Origin of the sequence: Bradyrhizobium iriomotense, assembly GCF_030160715.1 — a bacterium.
Taxonomy (GTDB): Bacteria; Pseudomonadota; Alphaproteobacteria; order Rhizobiales; family Xanthobacteraceae; genus Bradyrhizobium; species Bradyrhizobium iriomotense.
In genome coordinates this window covers 60712-75866 of sequence record NZ_BSOW01000014.1, presented here as the reverse complement: position 1 = coordinate 75866, position 15155 = coordinate 60712, and the positions used below count along the sequence as shown (strand labels likewise).

Here is a 15155-nt window from a genome sequence, read left to right as displayed (position 1 = left end):
TTAATGGAGTTAAAACAATTATGGTTAATGAGCCGTTGAGGGCGGGCGTACGCGCGTCGCCTCCCCGCCGCGGCCGTGCTAAGCAGGCGGCCACGGCAAAACCGGGTTTGCCGATATCTCCCCTGGATCAAAATATGCCGAGCTCGAAACCGCTGATGACCCCATCATCCGGCCCCGTATCCCCCGACATCGAATCCGCGCTGCGCACGCTGGAGACGGAGAGCGGCGGCATCGGCGCGCTCGCGACTGCGCTGAAGGGCCCGTTGGCTACGAGCTTCACGGCGGCGATCGACAAGATCCGCAACGCCAAGGGCCGCGTCGTCGTCACCGGGCTCGGCAAGTCCGGCCACATGGCGCGCAAGATCGCAGCGACCCTGGCCTCGACCGGCACGCCCGCCTTCTTCGTCCACGCCGCCGAGGCAGGCCATGGCGACCTCGGCATGATCACCACCGACGACGTCATCATGGCGCTGTCCTGGTCCGGCGAGCAGCCGGAGATGAAAAACCTCGTGAATTATTCGGCACGCTTTGCGATCCCGATGATCGCGGTGACGTCGAACGCTGGCTCTGCGCTCGGACAGGCCGCCGATATCGTGATCGAGCTGCCCAAGGCGCGCGAGGCCTGCCCGCACAATCTGGCGCCGACCACCTCGACATTGATGCAGGCCGCGATCGGCGATGCCATCGCGATCGCGCTGCTCGAAGGCCGCGGCTTCACTGCGCTGGAGTTCGCGCATTTCCACCCCGGCGGCAAACTCGGCGCGATGCTGAAATTCGTCCGCGACTACATGCGCACCGGCGCGGAGATCCCCGTCAAGCCGCTTGGCACGATGATGTCGGAGGCTGTGGTCGAGATGTCGGCCAAGGGCCTCGGCTGCGTCTGCATCGTCAGTCCCACGGGCGAGATCGCCGGCATCATCACCGACGGCGATTTGCGCCGCCACATGCGGCCCGATCTCCTGACCGCGACCGTCGACGACATCATGACGACAGAGCCGAAGACCGTGCCGCCCTCCATGCTCGCGACTGAGATGCTGGAGGTGCTGAACACACGGAAGATCACGACGCTGATCGTGAGCGAAGCGAACAAGCCCGTCGGCATCGTGCATCTGCACGATCTGTTACGGGCGGGCGTGGCGTAAGCCGTCTCTCTTATCGTCATTCCGGGGCGCGCCGACTTCGGCGCCCCGGAATCCATACTCACGATGGTGGTTATGGATTCCGGGCTCGCGACTTCGTCGCGCCCCGGAATGACGCTGAGGGTTTGGCGGACGCCTGTTTGCCTCCACGTCATTGCGAGCGAAGCGAAGCAATCCAGACTATTGCTGCGGAAAGATTCTGGATTGCTTCGCTCGCAATGACACCGGAGCTACGCCGCCGCCACCGTCAGGTTGGCACCATCCACCTGCACCACCTTCACCCGCGTGCCGGCCGGTGTATCGGGGCCGGCGACGCGCCAGACGGTATCGCCGATGCGGACGGTGCCGCTTCCGTCGATGATCGGCTTCTCCAGCGTGAACTCGCGGCCGAGAAGCGCCTCGGTGCGCTTGTTCAGATACGGGCTCGCGCTCGTGTCGATCCTGCCGCGCGCCAGGCGCCGCCACACTGGCACTGCGGCGGCGGCGAACAGCGCGAACATCACGAGCTGCGCCTGCCATGAGGGATGGACAACGAACGACACCAATCCAACCAGCAGCGCGGCGAGCCCCAACCAGAACAGGAATACGCCCGGCGCGAACACCTCCAGCGCCATCAGGATGAAGCCGAAGATCAGCCAGTTCCAGGTGCCGAGGGTGACGAACATGTCGGTCATGACACGACCTCTTTAAGTTGGCGCATGACCTTATCGGAAAACCGGTATCCACTTTTCCGGGTCATGCGCCGAGTCCTACTGCGGGACTACCGGCGGCGAGCTTCCTGCCGGCGGCACCGAGCCGCGGCGGGCGGCGGCGGTAGCGGACGCCGCACTCTCCCCGAACGTCGCCTTGGCGATCTCGCCGATGCCGGCCAGCGAACCGAGCAGACTCGTAGCTTCCATCGGCAGCATGATGATCTTCTGGTTCGGCGCGTCCGCAAACTCTCCGAACGCCTTGATATATTTGTCGGCGATGAAATAGTTCAATGCGGCGACGTCGCCCTTGGCGATCGCCTCCGACACCATCTGCGTCGCCTTGGCCTCGGCTTCGGCCAGACGTTCGCGCGCTTCGGCGTCGCGGAACGCGGCTTCCCGGCGGCCTTCGGCCTGGAGGATCTGGCCCTGCTTGGCGCCCTCGGCGCGCAGGATCTCGGACTGGCGTTGACCTTCGGCGGCCAGAATGTCGGCGCGTTTGACGCGCTCGGCCTTCATCTGCCGGCCCATGGCCTCGACGAGATCGGCCGGCGGCACGATGTCCTTGATCTCGATGCGGTTGACCTTGACGCCCCAGGGCGAGACCGCGGCGTCGACGACGCGCAGCAGGCGCTCGTTGATCTCGTCGCGATGCGACAGCACCTGGTCGAGATCCATCGAGCCCATCACCGACCGGATGTTGGTCATGGTCAGCACAGTGATCGCATTGTTCAGATTGGCGACCTCGTAGCTGGCTTTCGCGGCGTCGAACACCTGGTAGAAGGCGACGCCGTCCACGCTCACCGTCGCGTTGTCCTTGGTGATCACCTCCTGCTCGGGGATGTCGATCACCTGTTCCATCATGTTCATCTTGCGCCCGACGCGATCGAAATAGGGCACGATCAGATTGAGCCCCGGCGACAGCGTCTGGGTGTATTTGCCGAACCGCTCGATGGTCCAGTCATAGCCCTGCGGCACCGTCTTCACGCCGGCAAGCAGCGTGACGATGACCAGCAGCACCAGTGCAATTGCAAAAATATCGAAACCGCTCATAGCTCCTCCAAGGCGGGAAAAGGCTTTTCCCGCGCCGTTCATTGGTCGGATTCCCGTCCCGACCGGTTCAGCGGCACGCTTTACGTCGGCCTCTTGCGATCATTTCACAAGACGCACGAAGCCGGAACGACGGCCATTAAGTATTGGCGGGGAGGCTCTTGAAACGGGGCGGCGCCAACCTAGCGGGGACGCACCCTATTCGATAACCTCGTCGGCGATCGCAAGCATCGCCGGCGGGATGGTGACGCCGAGCGCTCGTGCGGTCCGCAGATTGATCGCAAGCTCGAATTTGGTGGGGTTTTGCACCGGAAGATCGGCCGGCCTTGCGCCCTTCAGGATGCGGTCGACATAGGCGGCGGCGCGCCGCACCTGCTCGGCGCTGTCGGTGCTGTAGGACATCAGGCCCCCCTCATCGACGAAAGTCCGGCTCCAGTAGACCGCCGGCAAGCGTGCCTCGGCGACCGCCGCCTGGAGGCGCGCGCGGTTTGCCAGCGTGAAGAAATCAGGCAGGACGAGCAGGCCTTCGCCCTTGCGGGCCGCGAGCGCCGCGATCGAAGCCTCGTCATGGACCGGCGCCGGCTCGACCGACACGCCGAGCGCGCGCGCCGCCTGTTCGATCGCGTGCAGCATGAGGCCGGCGAACGGCGCCGTCACCGGATTGTAGACCACGGCGATGCGGGAGACCTTTGGCGTGATCTGCGTCAGCATCTCCAGCCATTTGCCGGCCATCGGCCCGTCGTAATCGGTGAAGCCGGTGATGTGTTGCCGCCCGGATGCGAAAGGGTTTTGACAAAACCCTGGCCGACGGGATCGGTGACGACGGCGAACACGATCGGTGTTGCCGCGGCGCGCTTGCGCAATTCCTCGACCGACGGAGTGCCTATGGCGAGCAGGATGTCAGGATTGAGCGCAACCAGCTCGCCGGCCTGCCGCGCGATCAGCGCCCGATCGCCACCACCATGGCGCCAGTCGATCCGCAGATTGTCCTGTTCCTTCCAACCGAGCGTTGCGAGCGCATCGGTCAGGATCGTCGCGCGCATCTGCCCGATCGCGTCATCGGCCGCCGTCACCGTGAGCACGCCGAGCCGGCGCATCGCGGCCGGCGCCAGCTGCGCGACCGCCGGCAGCGGCAACAGGGCAGCGCCGCCGAGAAGTGCCAGGAGGTCGCGCCGTTTCATGGGACGCCCCTCAGATCCAGCCCTGCAGCTCGCGCAGCACGAGGGTGCGGATCACGTCCATGCCGGGCTCGCTGTCGTTCAGGCAGGGGATTGCGGCAAACGCCTCGCCGCCATTATGCCGGAATATCTCGGCGTTCTCCTGCGCGATCTCCTCCAGCGTCTCCAGGCAGTCGGCGGCAAAGCCCGGCGTCACCACCGCGATGCGCCGCACGCCGTCCTGCGCCAGGCGCTTCATGGTCGCGTCCGTATAGGGCTGGAGCCATTCATCATTGCCGAAGCGCGACTGGAAGGTGAGCAGCAGCTTTGAGGCGTCCATGCCGAGCCGCCGGCGCAGCGCCTCGGTCGTCGCCACGCAGTGGCCCTGATAGGGATCGCCATGCTCGACATAGGATTTCGGCATGCCGTGGAAGGAGGCGACAATCAGCTCCGGCTTGAACGGCAGGCTCGCCAGGCTCGCCTCGATCGAGGCCGCGAGCGCCTCGATATAGGCCTCGTCTTCGTAGTACGGCGGCGTCACCCGCAGCGTCGGCTGGGCGCGCAAGCGGGCGAGCACGCGAAACACCTCGTCGCAGACAGTCGCGGAGGTCGAGGCCGAATATTGCGGATAGAGCGGCACCACCAGGATCCGGTCGCAGCCTTGTGCGATCAGCGCATCGATGCCGGACTTGATCGACGGATTGCCGTAGCGCATCGCCCAATCCACCACAACATGGGTACGATCGGCGAGCGCGGCGGCGAGCTTGTCGGCCTGCGAGCGGGTAATGGTCTTGAGCGGCGACTCGTTCTTCTCGGTGTTCCAGATCTTCTGGTAGTCGAGCGCCTTGGTGCGCGGGCGCTTGCGCAGGATGATGCCATTCAGCACGAACTGCCAGACCAGGCCCTGGTCCTCGATGACGCGCCGATCGCTCAGGAATTCCTTGAGGTAGACGCGCACGCCCGCGGCATCCGCGGTGTCGGGCGTCCCGAGATTGACGAGCAGCACGCCGACACGCGCGCCAGGCGCTGCGGTGGCCTTCGATGTGTCGATCGGGAGAACGCGCGTCATGGTCCAACGGGTTCGCGCGTTGGGCCGAACTTGTCAAGATTGGGGCGACTTCGCTAGGATTTCGGGGTGCAGGGGGAAGGAACCATGACGCTCGCGGAATGGTGCATATTTGGAGCGCTGCTGCTCTATCTGGCGACGATCGCCTCGATCAAATGGATCAGGTTCGGTCGTTTCGACAATGCGAAGCCGCGCGACCCGGCCTTCTATGAGGATGCCATCTCCCAGCGCGCGCTGGGTGCGCACCAGAACGGCATCGAGACCTTCCCGTTCTTCGCGATTGCCGTGCTGCTCGCCGAATTCCGCGAGTCCCCGCAGCGCTTGGTCGACGAGCTCGCCGCGCTCTTCCTGATCGTGCGGATCGCCTACGTCTTCACCTATCTCGGCAACCGCCCGACGCTGCGCTCCATCCTCTGGAGCATCGGCTTTGCGATCAACGTCGCGATCTTCTTCATGCCCGCCTTGAAGCGGTTTCTGCCGGTGTGAGGTTTCTCTCTGCCGTGTCCCGGACGCGGTGCAGCGCTCTTGCGCTGCTCCGCAGAGCCGGGACCGAGAAAGACAACGCGGAGATATGGGCCCCGGCTCTGCAGCGCATCGTCGAAGGGACGCTGCGCTGCGTCCGGGGCACGGGAATTCACCTCAAAAACACGTCGTCCGTTCGGCGGCGAGGTAGCCGAACAGCAGGCCCGCGCCGAACAGCAGTACGAGGCCGGCAGCGGCGAATTCGATGCCGCGCATGAAAAGCGCGCCGCCGCCGTCGCGGCCAGCGCTCAGGCGCCGGGCGACGTCCTTGGCGGAGACGGCGATGACCGCGATGGTCGCAACCGTGATCGCAGTGCCGAGCCCCATCAGGAAGGTCGCGGCGATGCCGGCCCAGAACAGGCCCTGGGCGAGCGCGAACACCAGGACCAGGATCGCGCCCGAGCAGGGGCGGATGCCGACGGTGAGGATCGCGGCCAGTCCGCGCCGCCAGCCGCCGGGGCCGGCAAGCTCGCTCGGCGCGGGGCCGTGGGAATGGCCGCAATGCTCGTCATGGACATGATCATGGGCATGGGCGTGGCCGTGATGGTCATGGCCATGATGGTGGTCATGGTGATCGTGACCATGACCATGCTCGTCATGATGGTGATGGTGGCCGTGATCGTGGTGATGCGGCACGCCGGCGATCGCTGGCACTGGCTGGGAGGCCTGGAGCGCGCGGATGAAGGCGCCGCCCTTGACCCAGACGAGGCGCAGCCCGAAGGCCGCGATCAGGGCGTAGCTGGCGATCTCGATCACCTTCTCGGCGCTGCACATGGTCTTGGCCGTCGCATTCAGCGCCCAGGCCGCGATGCCGACGATGAGGACTGCGACCAGCGACTGCATCAGCGCCGAGGCAAAGGACAATACGATGCCGCGCCGCGCCGTTTCCTGGTTGGCGACGAGGTAGGACGAGATCACCGCCTTGCCGTGGCCGGGGCCGGCGGCATGGAAGATGCCGTAGGCAAAGGAGATCGCGAGCAGCGTCCACACCGCCGAGCCGTCGGATTTCGCGGCGCGGATGGTCACCGACATCTCGCGGTAGAGTTCCGACTGCTTGGCCAGCAGCCAGCCGATGATACCGCCGGCCTCCGGCTCGGCCGCGGGGCGCGGCCCGCCGAACGGGTTTTGCGCCAGGAGATCGTGAAGCCCGGCGTCGACGGCCCAAACGGCGACAAGAACGGCCGCGCCGGTGCCGAGCGCACGCGCAAGCGGAGAACGAAGCAGCGAGGTCACTGGCAATCCACGGTGATCTTGTTGGCGAACATCATGCCGAAGTTCGAGTTCTCGCCATTCATGAAGGTCTGTTCGTTGAGCTTCTGAGCGCTCGCGGTGCCGTCATTCGGCCGCTCCAGCTTCATCTGGCAGCCGGCGGGCGCGCCGACCAGCTTGACCGGGTTGTCCTTGGCCATCTGGAAGTCGATGAAGAAGGAGCGGTCGAACACTTCCAGCACGAGCTGCTTGGGCTTCAGCGGCGCCTTCAGCGGCAGCGTGAAGTGCAGGGTCAGCACCTGGTCCTTGTAGTCGAGGAAATAGTCGACCGGCTCATTGAAGCGCTCCTTCTTGCCGTCGGCCTTGGCGAAGGTGAAGTAGGCATATTCCTTCAGCGACTCGACGTTGGTCTGGGCGAGCGGAGCCAGCTCCTCGCGCGTGTAGCTGCCCTTGGTCTTGCCCTCGAGCCCCTGCGTCGCATAGGCCGAGAACATGTCGTCAAACGTCCAGGCGTGGCGGACGCCGGTGATCGAGCCGTCCTCCGCGTAGATCAGCTCGCTGGTTGCGGTGATCCAGACATGCGGATGCGCCTGCACCCCGCCCGCCGCAAGCGTGAGGCCGGCGGCGAGCAGCAGGCCGAACAGGCGGCGCATGCGCATCAGGCCGCCTTCGCGTCGTCGAGCAGGCCGCGGCGGCGAAGCAGCGCATCCGGCTCCGGCGGGCGTCCGCGGAAAGCCTCATAGGCGGCTTCCGGATCGACCGATCCGCCCGTGGAGTAGATGTCGTCGTGCAGGCGCTTTGCTACCGCCGGATCGAAGATGTTGCCGGCTTCCTCGAAGGCGCCGAAGGCGTCGGCGTCCATCACCTCCGACCACATGTAGCTGTAATAGCCGGCGGCGTAGTGATCGCCGGAGAAGATGTGCCCGAATTGCGTGGGCCGGTGCCGCATCGCGATCTCGTCGGGCATGCCGATCTTCTCGAGCTCTTGCCTCTCGAAGGCGCGCACGTCCTGCGCGCTTGCCGCCGGCTGAGTGTGGAATTCGAGGTCGACGAGGGCCGAGGAGACGAACTCGACCGTGGCAAAGCCCTGGTTGAACTTGCGCGCCGCGAGGAAGCGCTGGAGCAGGTCGTCGGGCAGCGGCTCGCCGGTCTGATAGTGGCGGGCGAACTGTTGGAGCACCTCGGGCCGCTCCTGCCAGTGCTCGTAGAGCTGCGAGGGCAGCTCGACGAAGTCGGTGAATACGGAGGTGCCCGACAGCGACGGATAGGTCACGTTGGAGAGCATGCCGTGCAGGCCGTGGCCGAACTCGTGGAACAGGGTGCGGGCGTCGTCGGGCGACAGCAGCGAGGGCTCGCCGCCGGCGCCCTTGGCGAAGTTGCAGACATTGATGATCAGGGGCGCGATCTCGCCGTCGAGCTTCTGCTGGTCGCGCAGCGAGGTCATCCAGGCGCCGGAGCGCTTCGACGGCCGGGCATAGTAGTCGCCGTAGAACAGCGCCTTGTGCTTGCCGTCCGGCCCCTTCACCTCCCAGACCCGGACGTCCGGATGCCAGGCCGGGACGTCCTTGCGCTCCTCGAAGGTGATGCCGAACAGCCGCGTGGCGCAGTCGAAGGCCGCCGCGATCATGTGGTCGAGGGTCAAATATGGCTTGATCGCGGCGTCGTCGAAATTGGCGCGCTGAAGGCGCAGCTGTTCGGCGTAGTACCGCCAGTCCCAGGGCGCGAGTTGGAAATTGCCGCCCTCGGCCGCGATCAGCGCCTGCATCTCGTCGCGGTCGGCGAGCGCGCGGGCGCGGGCCGGCTTCCAGACCCGCTCCAGGAGGCCCCTCACCGCGTCCGGCGTCTTGGCCATGGAGTCCTCGAGCCGGTAGGCCGCGAAGGTCGGATAGCCCAGCAGCTTGGCGCTCTCCTCGCGCAGCTTCAGGATCTCGACGATGGTCTCGTTGTTGTCGTTGGCGTTGCCATTGTCGCCGCGCGCCGTGAAGGCCTTGTAGACCTTCTCGCGCAGGTCGCGCCTCGCCGAGCCCTTCAGGAACGGCTCGACCGAGGAGCGCGACAGGGTGACGATGGCCTTGCCGGCCATGCCGCGATCTTCTGCCGCAGCCTTGGCAGCCGCGACGAAGCTCTCGGGCAGGCCCTCGCGGTCGTCCTCGCCGAGCTCCATGAACCACTCCTGCTCGTCGCCGAGCAGATGATGGCTGAAGGTGGTGCCGAGCTGGGCGAGCTTCTCGTTGATCTCGGCCATCCGCGCCTTGGCCTCCTCGGTGAGCCCGGCGCCGGCGCGGTGGAAGCGGGTGTAGGTGCGCTCGAGCAGGCGCAGCTGCTCCGGCGTGAGCTTCAGCGCGGTGCGGTTCTCGTGGAGCTGGGCGACGCGGCCGAACAGCACCGCGTTCATCATGATCGGATTCCAGTGCCGCGCCATCCGCAAGGAGACCTCCTTGTCGATCTCCAGGATCGCCGGATTGGAGTGCGCGGAGACGAGGTCGTAGAACACGGCCGCGACCTTGGTCAGCAGCTTGCCCGAGCGCTCCAGCGCCGTGATGGTGTTGGCGAAGTCGGGTGTCGCCGGGTCGTGGACGATCGCGGCGATCTCGGCCGAGTGGTCGGCGAAGGCCTGCTCGAAGGCCGGGAGGAAGTGCTCCGGGCTGATCGCGTCGAATGGCGGGGTCGCAAACGGCGTGACCCAGGCCTGCAACAGCGGGTTCGTCTCGGCCGGCGGAGCGTCGGTAGTCTGGCGGGTTTCTGACATCGCTTGCCCCGATTTTTGAGCTGGTTTGTTGGGGGCCAGCTATAGCACGCGATGGGGCTTTTTTGCGCCATTTGGCCTTGCTCCCGGGCCCCTTTTCGGGGAGATTGCGGCCCTCAAAGACCACGGACCCAGCTCATGAACGCGCCTGCCTCTTCCTCCCGCCAGATCGTCTGGCCGAGCGTCATCACCGTCATCAGCGCCGCCATCCTGATCGGCGCCGAGGTGTTCGGCGCGGCGTTTGCCGGCGGCTGGGCGCTCGCGATTCTGTTCGGACTCGACGACACCGGCGCGCACATCGTGCAAGCCGTGCTGTTCGCGCTCGGCGTCCTCGTCATGACAGCGTTCATCCGTGCGGCTCAACGCGTCGAGCCGTTCACGAAGCGCGCGTGAAGCGATGCGCGCGAGCACGAGGCGCGCGCAAGCCCGCACAAACTTAACAGCCGTTCATCTTCGCACGTCGCTCGCGCAGCACCGCGCAAGCAGTCGTTAGGCAATTCTGCTCTCAGCCTAAAAAATTTCTTGCGAAGCAGAGTCAAAACGCTTATGTGCGTTCTTGCCCAATTTCGCACGTGCCTGTGGTCGTGTGTCAGTCGGTAGGTATCCGGACAAGAGGCCGGACAGCCGCCAAGGGGTGAAGAAGCCGAGGGGCTCTTCGGAAGTGCAGAAGTCGGAAGACTGAGGTCTGAAGACTGAAGGCAAACCCGGAGCGTCCAGCATCTCTCTCAAGAGATGCCTTGTCGAAGGTGACTTCACTTTTTGCAACCGTGACTGGCAGCCGGAGGCGAACCGGCGCACCCCGCTCTCAACGGGGGACGCGACTTAAAGCAACGACGGATCGGGCTTTTTTGGTCTCTACCGGCATTCCAACGCCGGCGCGGGCTACTGAAAAGGCTTGTCCTTCATTGCCAGGTGTGCGGGCGGGAAACTCTCCCAACCAATCCACGGCAGCACAGTCTGGTTTGAGTCTTTTGGCTTCGTTGCGCCTCCATCGCGCGATGTGGCCGGAGCACTCTTATCCGACGTCACGTTGATGCGGATCCCGTCGCTGGGACCGTTGGAGAGTGCCATGACCGAACGTATCCAGGAATTCCTGCGCAACCGCCGCAAGGATGGCCTCGACACCGAGCCGTGCCTCGTCGTCGACCTCGAGGTCGTGCGCGACAACTACCAGAGCTTTGCCAAGGCGCTCCCCGACAGCCGCGTGTTCTATGCCGTCAAGGCGAACCCGGCGCCGGAAGTGCTGGCGCTGCTCGCCTCCATGGGCTCCTGCTTCGACACCGCAACGGTCGCCGAGATCGAGATGGCGCTGGCCGCGGGTGCGACGCCCGACCGCATCTCCTTCGGCAACACGATCAAGAAGGAGCGCGACATCGCGCGCGCCTTCGCGCTCGGCATTCGGCTGTTCGCGGTCGATTGCGCCGCCGAGGTCGAGAAGGTCGCCCGTGCCGCGCCGGCTGCGAAGGTGTTCTGCCGCATCCTCTATGACTGCGCCGGCGCCGAATGGCCGCTGTCGCGCAAGTTCGGCTGCGACCCGGAGATGGCGGTCGAGGTGCTCGACCTCGCCAAGCGTCTGGGCCTGGAGCCGTGCGGCATCTCCTTCCATGTCGGCTCGCAGCAGCGCAAGGTGAAGGCTTGGGACCGCGCGCTGGCGATGGCCTCGCAGGTGTTCCGCGACTGCGCCGAGCGCGGCATCAACCTCTCGATGGTCAACATGGGCGGGGGCTTCCCGACCAAGTACCTGAAGGATGTGCCGCCCGTGGTGACCTACGGCCGGTCGATCTTCCGCGCGCTGCGCAAGCACTTCGGCAACCAGATCCCCGAGACCATCATCGAGCCGGGCCGCGGCATGGTGGGCAACGCCGGGGTGATCGAGTCCGAGGTCGTGCTCATTTCGAGGAAGAGCGACGAGGACGAGGTGCGCTGGGTGTATCTCGACATCGGCAAGTTCGGCGGTCTCGCCGAGACCATGGACGAGTCGATCCGCTACGCCATCCGCACCCCGCATGACGGGGCGGATATGACGCCGTGCGTGCTCGCTGGGCCCACCTGCGATTCCGCCGACGTGCTGTACGAGAAGAACCCGTATCCGCTCCCGGTGACGCTCGAGATCGGCGACAAGGTGCTGATCGAAGGCACCGGGGCCTATACGTCGACCTACTCGTCGGTGGCGTTCAACGGCATTCCGCCGCTCAGGACCTACCACATCTGATCCGCCTCGCCGTCGAGGCCTGATGAATCGGGAGCCGGTCCGCCGGCTCCCTCCCTGACATTTCGATTTCTGACGACGCTTGACCGCGGACGCTTGTGCGCGGGTCCAAGCGAGGACTGACGTGTCATGACTGCTCTTCGGAAGCCACAAGTCGCCCTCACCTCGAAAGCCGCTCCGTTCGCGATCCGTGCGGAGCGTGCTGCCGACGTCGCGACGCGTGAAGCGCTGCTCGATGCCTGCTTTGGCGAGAACCGCCATGGCCGCACCTGCCAGCGCCTGCGCGACGGACGCGCCCCGGCCGCCGGCCTCGCGCTGGCTGCGGTGCGCGAAGGACACCTCGTGGGAACCGTGCGGCTGTGGCACGTCAGCGCCGGAGGCAGGCCCGCTTTGGTCCTCGGACCGCTCGCGGTCGATCCTGCCTGCCGCGAGCTCGGGATCGGCGCCGCGCTGATGCTTCAAGCGCTGGCCGCCGCCCGGGCGCGCGGGCATGCCGCCGTGATCCTGCTCGGCGATGCCCCCTACTACGCCCGCTTCGGCTTCTCGGCCGAGAAGACCGGCGCGCTTTCGCTGCCCGGCCCGTTCGAGCGCGAGCGGCTGCTCGGCCTCGAATTCGAGGCCGGTGCGCTGGACGGCGCTAGCGGCTTGATCGTCGCGACCGGCGCGACGCTGCCCAAACGGCGCGCAGCGCGTCCGCACGCGCACGCGGCCTGAGGGGAACGTCATGGCGAAGACCCCGGCCGCATCCAGCGGCGATGCCCGCCCGCGCCTGCGCAGCCTGATCACATCGGTGCTGTTCGTCCTGATCGCGATCATGATCGTCAGGGACATCCTGGTGCGGCGGTGGAGCGGCTCGCCGCCGCCGTCGCAGGATACGACGCAGCAGCCCCGCTGAGCTCCCTTCACCGGGCGCTCGGGGGTTGCGCAGGGCCGCGAAAGGCCCTTTAACCCCGCCAAACACCCCTTCAGTCGAGGTCGATCAGATGTCCCGTCGCCTGATTTCCACCGGCTCGCCGTTCGAGAAGACCGCCGGCTACAGCCGTGCCGTGATCGAGGGCGACTTCGCCTTCGTCGCCGGCACCACCGGCTATGACTACACGACGATGACAATGCCCGCCGATGTCACGAGCCAGTCACGGAACTGCTTCAAGACCATCGAGGCCACCCTGAAGGAGGGTGGTTTCGAGATGGCCGACATCGTTCGCGCGACCTACTACCTCACCGACGCCAGCGAGGCCGATGCGCATTTCGCCGTTTGTGGCGAGGTGCTCGGCGACATCCGTCCGGCGGCGACGCTTCTGATCGTGAGCGGGCTCTACAAGCCCGAGATGAAGGTCGAGATCGAAGTGACCGCGAAGCGCCGCACCTGACCACCCCCTCACCATTTGTCCGCCAGCACTTTCTGGAGAAACCATCCCATGAGCCCCACCTCGCAGATCTTCGCGAAGATCACCGGCCCCATCGTCATGGTCGGCTTCGGCTCCATCGGCAAAGGCACGTTGCCGATGATCGAGCGGCATCTCGATTACGACAAGTCGCGCGTCACCGTGATCGACCCCAAGGACGAGGGCCGCAAGGCCCATTGCGAGAAGCAGAACGTGCGCTTCATCCAGAAGGCCGTGACCAAGGACAATTATCGCGAATTGCTGACCCCGCTGCTCACTGAAGGCGGCGGCCAGGGTTTTTGCGTGAATCTCTCGGTCGATACCGGCTCGACCGACATCATGGAGCTCTGCAACGAGCTTGGCGCTCTCTATATCGACACCGTCAACGAGCCCTGGCTCGGCTTCTATTTCGATGCCTCGAAGGGCCCGGAAGCACGCTCCAACTACGCCCTTCGCGAAGTGACGCTGGCCGCCAAGAGGGCGCGCCCCGCCGGCTCGACGACGGCCGTCTCCTGCTGCGGCGCCAATCCCGGCATGGTCTCCTTTTTCGTCAAGCAGGCGCTGCTCAATGTCGCCGCTGATCTGAAGCTCAATGCCCCCAGGCCGAAGAGCAAGGCCGAATGGGCGGACTTGATGCGGCAGGCTGGTGTCAAGGGCATCCACATCGCCGAACGCGACACCCAGCGCTCCAAATCGCCGAAAGAGCCGGATGTCTTCGTCAACACCTGGTCGGTGGAAGGTTTCCTGTCGGAAGGTGTGCAGCCGTCCGAACTCGGTTGGGGCACCCATGAAAAATGGATGCCCGAGAATGCGCGTACCCACGAAGCTGGCTGCGGCGCCGCCATCTATCTGATGCAGCCCGGCGCCAACACGCGCGTGCGTACCTGGTGCCCGACCCGCGGCGCGCAATATGGCTTCCTCGTCACCCACAACGAGTCGATCTCGATCTCCGATTACTTCACGGTGCGTGACGCATCGGGCACGGCGATCTATCGGCCGACCTGCCACTATGCCTATCATCCGGCCGACGATGCCGTGCTGTCGCTGCATGAAATGTTCGGCCGCGCCGCGAAGATGCAGGAAAAGCACCACATCCTCGATGAGAACGAAATCGTCGATGGCATCGACGAACTCGGCGTGCTGCTGTTCGGCCATGACAACAATGCCTACTGGTACGGCTCGCAGCTCTCCATCGAAGAGACCCGCAAGCTCGCGCCCTATCAGAACGCCACCGGCCTGCAAGTGACCTCCGCCGTGCTCGGCGGCATGGTGTGGGCGCTGGAAAACCCGAACGAAGGCATCGTCGAAGCCGACGAGATGGATTTCGATCGCCTGCTGGAAATCCAGATGCCGTATCTCGGCCCTGTGAAGGGCTTCTACACCGACTGGACGCCGCTGACGGATCGTCCGGGCCTGTTTCCGGAAGATATCGATACGAGCGATCCCTGGCAGTTCCGGAACATCCTGGTGCGCTGAGGCGGCACTACGCTTGGACGCCCCAAAATATCGAAAACAACCCCATGCAAAGGAGTCGGCGACTTCCGGCTTCGCGGGGGGTGATGCCACGCAAGTGGCGGCGCTACTGCTTTTCCTTGATCGGCGGCGCAATCTTCTCAGGCGGTGCCGGCGGCAGCACCGGCTTGGCGGCGCCTTGAGTCTGCGGATCGGGGCGCGCCGGCTCGGGCGCCGGGGTGGTGGGGCGGTCGCCGCCGGGCTTTGATTCCGCAGGCATCTTGCTCTGACCATCCGGCGCCGGCGTGCCTTGCAGCGGCTGAGTTGCCTGCGCGGTCTGCATGCGGCTCTCGGCCCGGATCTGCGCGAGCGACAGGCCGGAGATCACGACGCCCGACGCGAACAGCAGGCAGGCGATCAGCAGGTCGCGTTGAAGTCTGCGCTTGTCGTTACCGGCCATCTCGATCACCACGAGTCCATTCGCGATATCAACGAAATGGCGGGGCCGCAGTTCCGGGAGGCCAGCCTCCC

The 15155-nt window shown here is 65.5% G+C and carries 18 protein-coding genes; 8 read left to right on the top strand and 10 right to left on the bottom strand.

The genetic code is table 11. The features are described from left to right. Positions 1 to 134 precede the first annotated feature (134 nt). A complete protein-coding gene (locus tag QQL28_RS20700) occupies positions 135 to 1142 on the top strand; it encodes a KpsF/GutQ family sugar-phosphate isomerase (protein WP_284268230.1) in 1008 nt (335 codons plus the stop codon). A 227-nt stretch (positions 1143 to 1369) separates the two neighbouring features. Here QQL28_RS20700 and QQL28_RS20695 read toward each other — a convergent pair whose 3' ends face one another. The 5 genes from QQL28_RS20695 to hemH all read right to left on the bottom strand — a co-directional run bounded on the left by QQL28_RS20695 (position 1370) and on the right by hemH (position 5104). After that, positions 1370 to 1813 (bottom strand): NfeD family protein, encoded by a 444-nt coding sequence (locus tag QQL28_RS20695; protein ID WP_284268228.1) that lies wholly within the window; start codon positions 1811 to 1813, stop codon positions 1370 to 1372. A 75-nt stretch (positions 1814 to 1888) separates the two neighbouring features. Continuing rightward, positions 1889 to 2881: an SPFH domain-containing protein gene (locus QQL28_RS20690; protein ID WP_284268226.1), complete on the bottom strand. Its 993-nt coding sequence runs from the start codon at positions 2879 to 2881 to the stop codon at positions 1889 to 1891. A 195-nt stretch (positions 2882 to 3076) separates the two neighbouring features. After that, positions 3077 to 3610, bottom strand: a complete 534-nt coding sequence (locus tag QQL28_RS20685; RefSeq protein WP_284268224.1) for an ABC transporter substrate-binding protein — start codon at positions 3608 to 3610, stop codon at positions 3077 to 3079. Further along, positions 3583 to 4059, bottom strand: coding sequence for an ABC transporter substrate binding protein (locus tag QQL28_RS20680; RefSeq protein WP_284268222.1), 477 nt, complete (start codon positions 4057 to 4059; stop codon positions 3583 to 3585). The genes QQL28_RS20685 and QQL28_RS20680 overlap by 28 nt, the downstream gene beginning before the upstream one ends. Positions 4060 to 4069: 10 nt before the next feature. Further along, entirely contained in the window at positions 4070 to 5104 is a 1035-nt protein-coding gene (gene hemH / locus QQL28_RS20675) for a ferrochelatase (RefSeq protein WP_284268221.1), read from the bottom strand. Between the two features lie 84 nt (positions 5105 to 5188). On the opposite strand from hemH, the gene QQL28_RS20670 reads away from it, so the two are divergent. Next, on the top strand, positions 5189 to 5587 hold the full coding sequence (locus tag QQL28_RS20670; RefSeq protein WP_284268218.1) for an MAPEG family protein: 399 nt from the start codon (positions 5189 to 5191) through the stop codon (positions 5585 to 5587). A 153-nt stretch (positions 5588 to 5740) separates the two neighbouring features. Here QQL28_RS20670 and QQL28_RS20665 read toward each other — a convergent pair whose 3' ends face one another. From QQL28_RS20665 to QQL28_RS20655, 3 genes are read right to left on the bottom strand one after another with little or no spacing between them, the layout of a single operon-like run. Continuing rightward, positions 5741 to 6862 carry a nickel/cobalt transporter gene (locus tag QQL28_RS20665; RefSeq protein WP_284268216.1) on the bottom strand — a complete coding sequence of 374 codons (1122 nt, stop codon included), beginning with the start codon at positions 6860 to 6862 and terminating at the stop codon, positions 5741 to 5743. After that, positions 6853 to 7491: a DUF1007 family protein gene (locus QQL28_RS20660; protein ID WP_284268214.1), complete on the bottom strand. Its 639-nt coding sequence runs from the start codon at positions 7489 to 7491 to the stop codon at positions 6853 to 6855. Before QQL28_RS20660 ends, QQL28_RS20665 begins: the two co-directional genes overlap by 10 nt. Next, a complete protein-coding gene (locus QQL28_RS20655) occupies positions 7491 to 9581 on the bottom strand; it encodes a M3 family metallopeptidase (RefSeq protein WP_284268211.1) in 2091 nt (696 codons plus the stop codon). The genes QQL28_RS20660 and QQL28_RS20655 overlap by 1 nt, the downstream gene beginning before the upstream one ends. Before the next feature lie 135 nt (positions 9582 to 9716). On the opposite strand from QQL28_RS20655, the gene QQL28_RS20650 reads away from it, so the two are divergent. Next, entirely contained in the window at positions 9717 to 9971 is a 255-nt protein-coding gene (locus tag QQL28_RS20650; RefSeq protein WP_284268209.1) for a hypothetical protein, read from the top strand. Between the two features lie 489 nt (positions 9972 to 10460). Here QQL28_RS20650 and QQL28_RS20645 read toward each other — a convergent pair whose 3' ends face one another. After that, positions 10461 to 10649 carry a hypothetical protein gene (locus QQL28_RS20645; RefSeq protein WP_284268207.1) on the bottom strand — a complete coding sequence of 63 codons (189 nt, stop codon included), beginning with the start codon at positions 10647 to 10649 and terminating at the stop codon, positions 10461 to 10463. Here QQL28_RS20645 and QQL28_RS20640 point away from each other — a divergent pair. From QQL28_RS20640 to QQL28_RS20620, 5 genes are all read left to right on the top strand, one after another. Further along, positions 10648 to 11790, top strand: coding sequence for a type III PLP-dependent enzyme (locus QQL28_RS20640; RefSeq protein ID WP_284268205.1), 1143 nt, complete (start codon positions 10648 to 10650; stop codon positions 11788 to 11790). The genes QQL28_RS20645 and QQL28_RS20640 overlap by 2 nt on opposite strands. 126 nt (positions 11791 to 11916) lie before the next feature. Next, the gene (locus tag QQL28_RS20635) at positions 11917 to 12501 is read left to right on the top strand and encodes a GNAT family N-acetyltransferase (protein ID WP_284268203.1); all 585 of its coding nucleotides are present in this window, start codon (positions 11917 to 11919) and stop codon (positions 12499 to 12501) included. A 10-nt stretch (positions 12502 to 12511) separates the two neighbouring features. Next, entirely contained in the window at positions 12512 to 12682 is a 171-nt protein-coding gene (locus QQL28_RS20630) for a hypothetical protein (protein ID WP_284268201.1), read from the top strand. An 88-nt stretch (positions 12683 to 12770) separates the two neighbouring features. Continuing rightward, positions 12771 to 13157, top strand: coding sequence for a RidA family protein (locus tag QQL28_RS20625; RefSeq protein WP_284268199.1), 387 nt, complete (start codon positions 12771 to 12773; stop codon positions 13155 to 13157). Positions 13158 to 13205: 48 nt separating this feature from the next. Then, complete coding sequence (locus QQL28_RS20620; protein WP_284268197.1) at positions 13206 to 14648, top strand: homospermidine synthase; 1443 nt, start codon at positions 13206 to 13208, stop codon at positions 14646 to 14648. A gap of 103 nt (positions 14649 to 14751) precedes the next feature. On the opposite strand, the gene QQL28_RS20615 is transcribed toward QQL28_RS20620, so the two are convergent. Continuing rightward, complete coding sequence (locus QQL28_RS20615) at positions 14752 to 15084, bottom strand: hypothetical protein (RefSeq protein ID WP_284268444.1); 333 nt, start codon at positions 15082 to 15084, stop codon at positions 14752 to 14754. Positions 15085 to 15155 lie beyond the last annotated feature (71 nt).

Coding starts and splice junctions, on each gene's coding strand:
- QQL28_RS20670 (WP_284268218.1), top strand. CDS start 5,189: ATGACGCTCGCGGAATGGTGCATATTTGGAGCGCTGCTGCTCTATCTG.
- QQL28_RS20680 (WP_284268222.1), bottom strand. CDS start 4,059: ATGAAACGGCGCGACCTCCTGGCACTTCTCGGCGGCGCTGCCCTGTTG.
- QQL28_RS20630 (WP_284268201.1), top strand. CDS start 12,512: ATGGCGAAGACCCCGGCCGCATCCAGCGGCGATGCCCGCCCGCGCCTG.
- QQL28_RS20620 (WP_284268197.1), top strand. CDS start 13,206: ATGAGCCCCACCTCGCAGATCTTCGCGAAGATCACCGGCCCCATCGTC.
- hemH (WP_284268221.1), bottom strand. CDS start 5,104: ATGACGCGCGTTCTCCCGATCGACACATCGAAGGCCACCGCAGCGCCT.
- QQL28_RS20650 (WP_284268209.1), top strand. CDS start 9,717: ATGAACGCGCCTGCCTCTTCCTCCCGCCAGATCGTCTGGCCGAGCGTC.
- QQL28_RS20655 (WP_284268211.1), bottom strand. CDS start 9,581: ATGTCAGAAACCCGCCAGACTACCGACGCTCCGCCGGCCGAGACGAAC.
- QQL28_RS20635 (WP_284268203.1), top strand. CDS start 11,917: ATGACTGCTCTTCGGAAGCCACAAGTCGCCCTCACCTCGAAAGCCGCT.
- QQL28_RS20625 (WP_284268199.1), top strand. CDS start 12,771: ATGTCCCGTCGCCTGATTTCCACCGGCTCGCCGTTCGAGAAGACCGCC.
- QQL28_RS20640 (WP_284268205.1), top strand. CDS start 10,648: ATGACCGAACGTATCCAGGAATTCCTGCGCAACCGCCGCAAGGATGGC.
- QQL28_RS20645 (WP_284268207.1), bottom strand. CDS start 10,649: ATGGCACTCTCCAACGGTCCCAGCGACGGGATCCGCATCAACGTGACG.
- QQL28_RS20695 (WP_284268228.1), bottom strand. CDS start 1,813: ATGACCGACATGTTCGTCACCCTCGGCACCTGGAACTGGCTGATCTTC.
- QQL28_RS20660 (WP_284268214.1), bottom strand. CDS start 7,491: ATGCGCATGCGCCGCCTGTTCGGCCTGCTGCTCGCCGCCGGCCTCACG.
- QQL28_RS20685 (WP_284268224.1), bottom strand. CDS start 3,610: ATGGCCGGCAAATGGCTGGAGATGCTGACGCAGATCACGCCAAAGGTC.
- QQL28_RS20700 (WP_284268230.1), top strand. CDS start 135: ATGCCGAGCTCGAAACCGCTGATGACCCCATCATCCGGCCCCGTATCC.
- QQL28_RS20615 (WP_284268444.1), bottom strand. CDS start 15,084: ATGGCCGGTAACGACAAGCGCAGACTTCAACGCGACCTGCTGATCGCC.
- QQL28_RS20690 (WP_284268226.1), bottom strand. CDS start 2,881: ATGAGCGGTTTCGATATTTTTGCAATTGCACTGGTGCTGCTGGTCATC.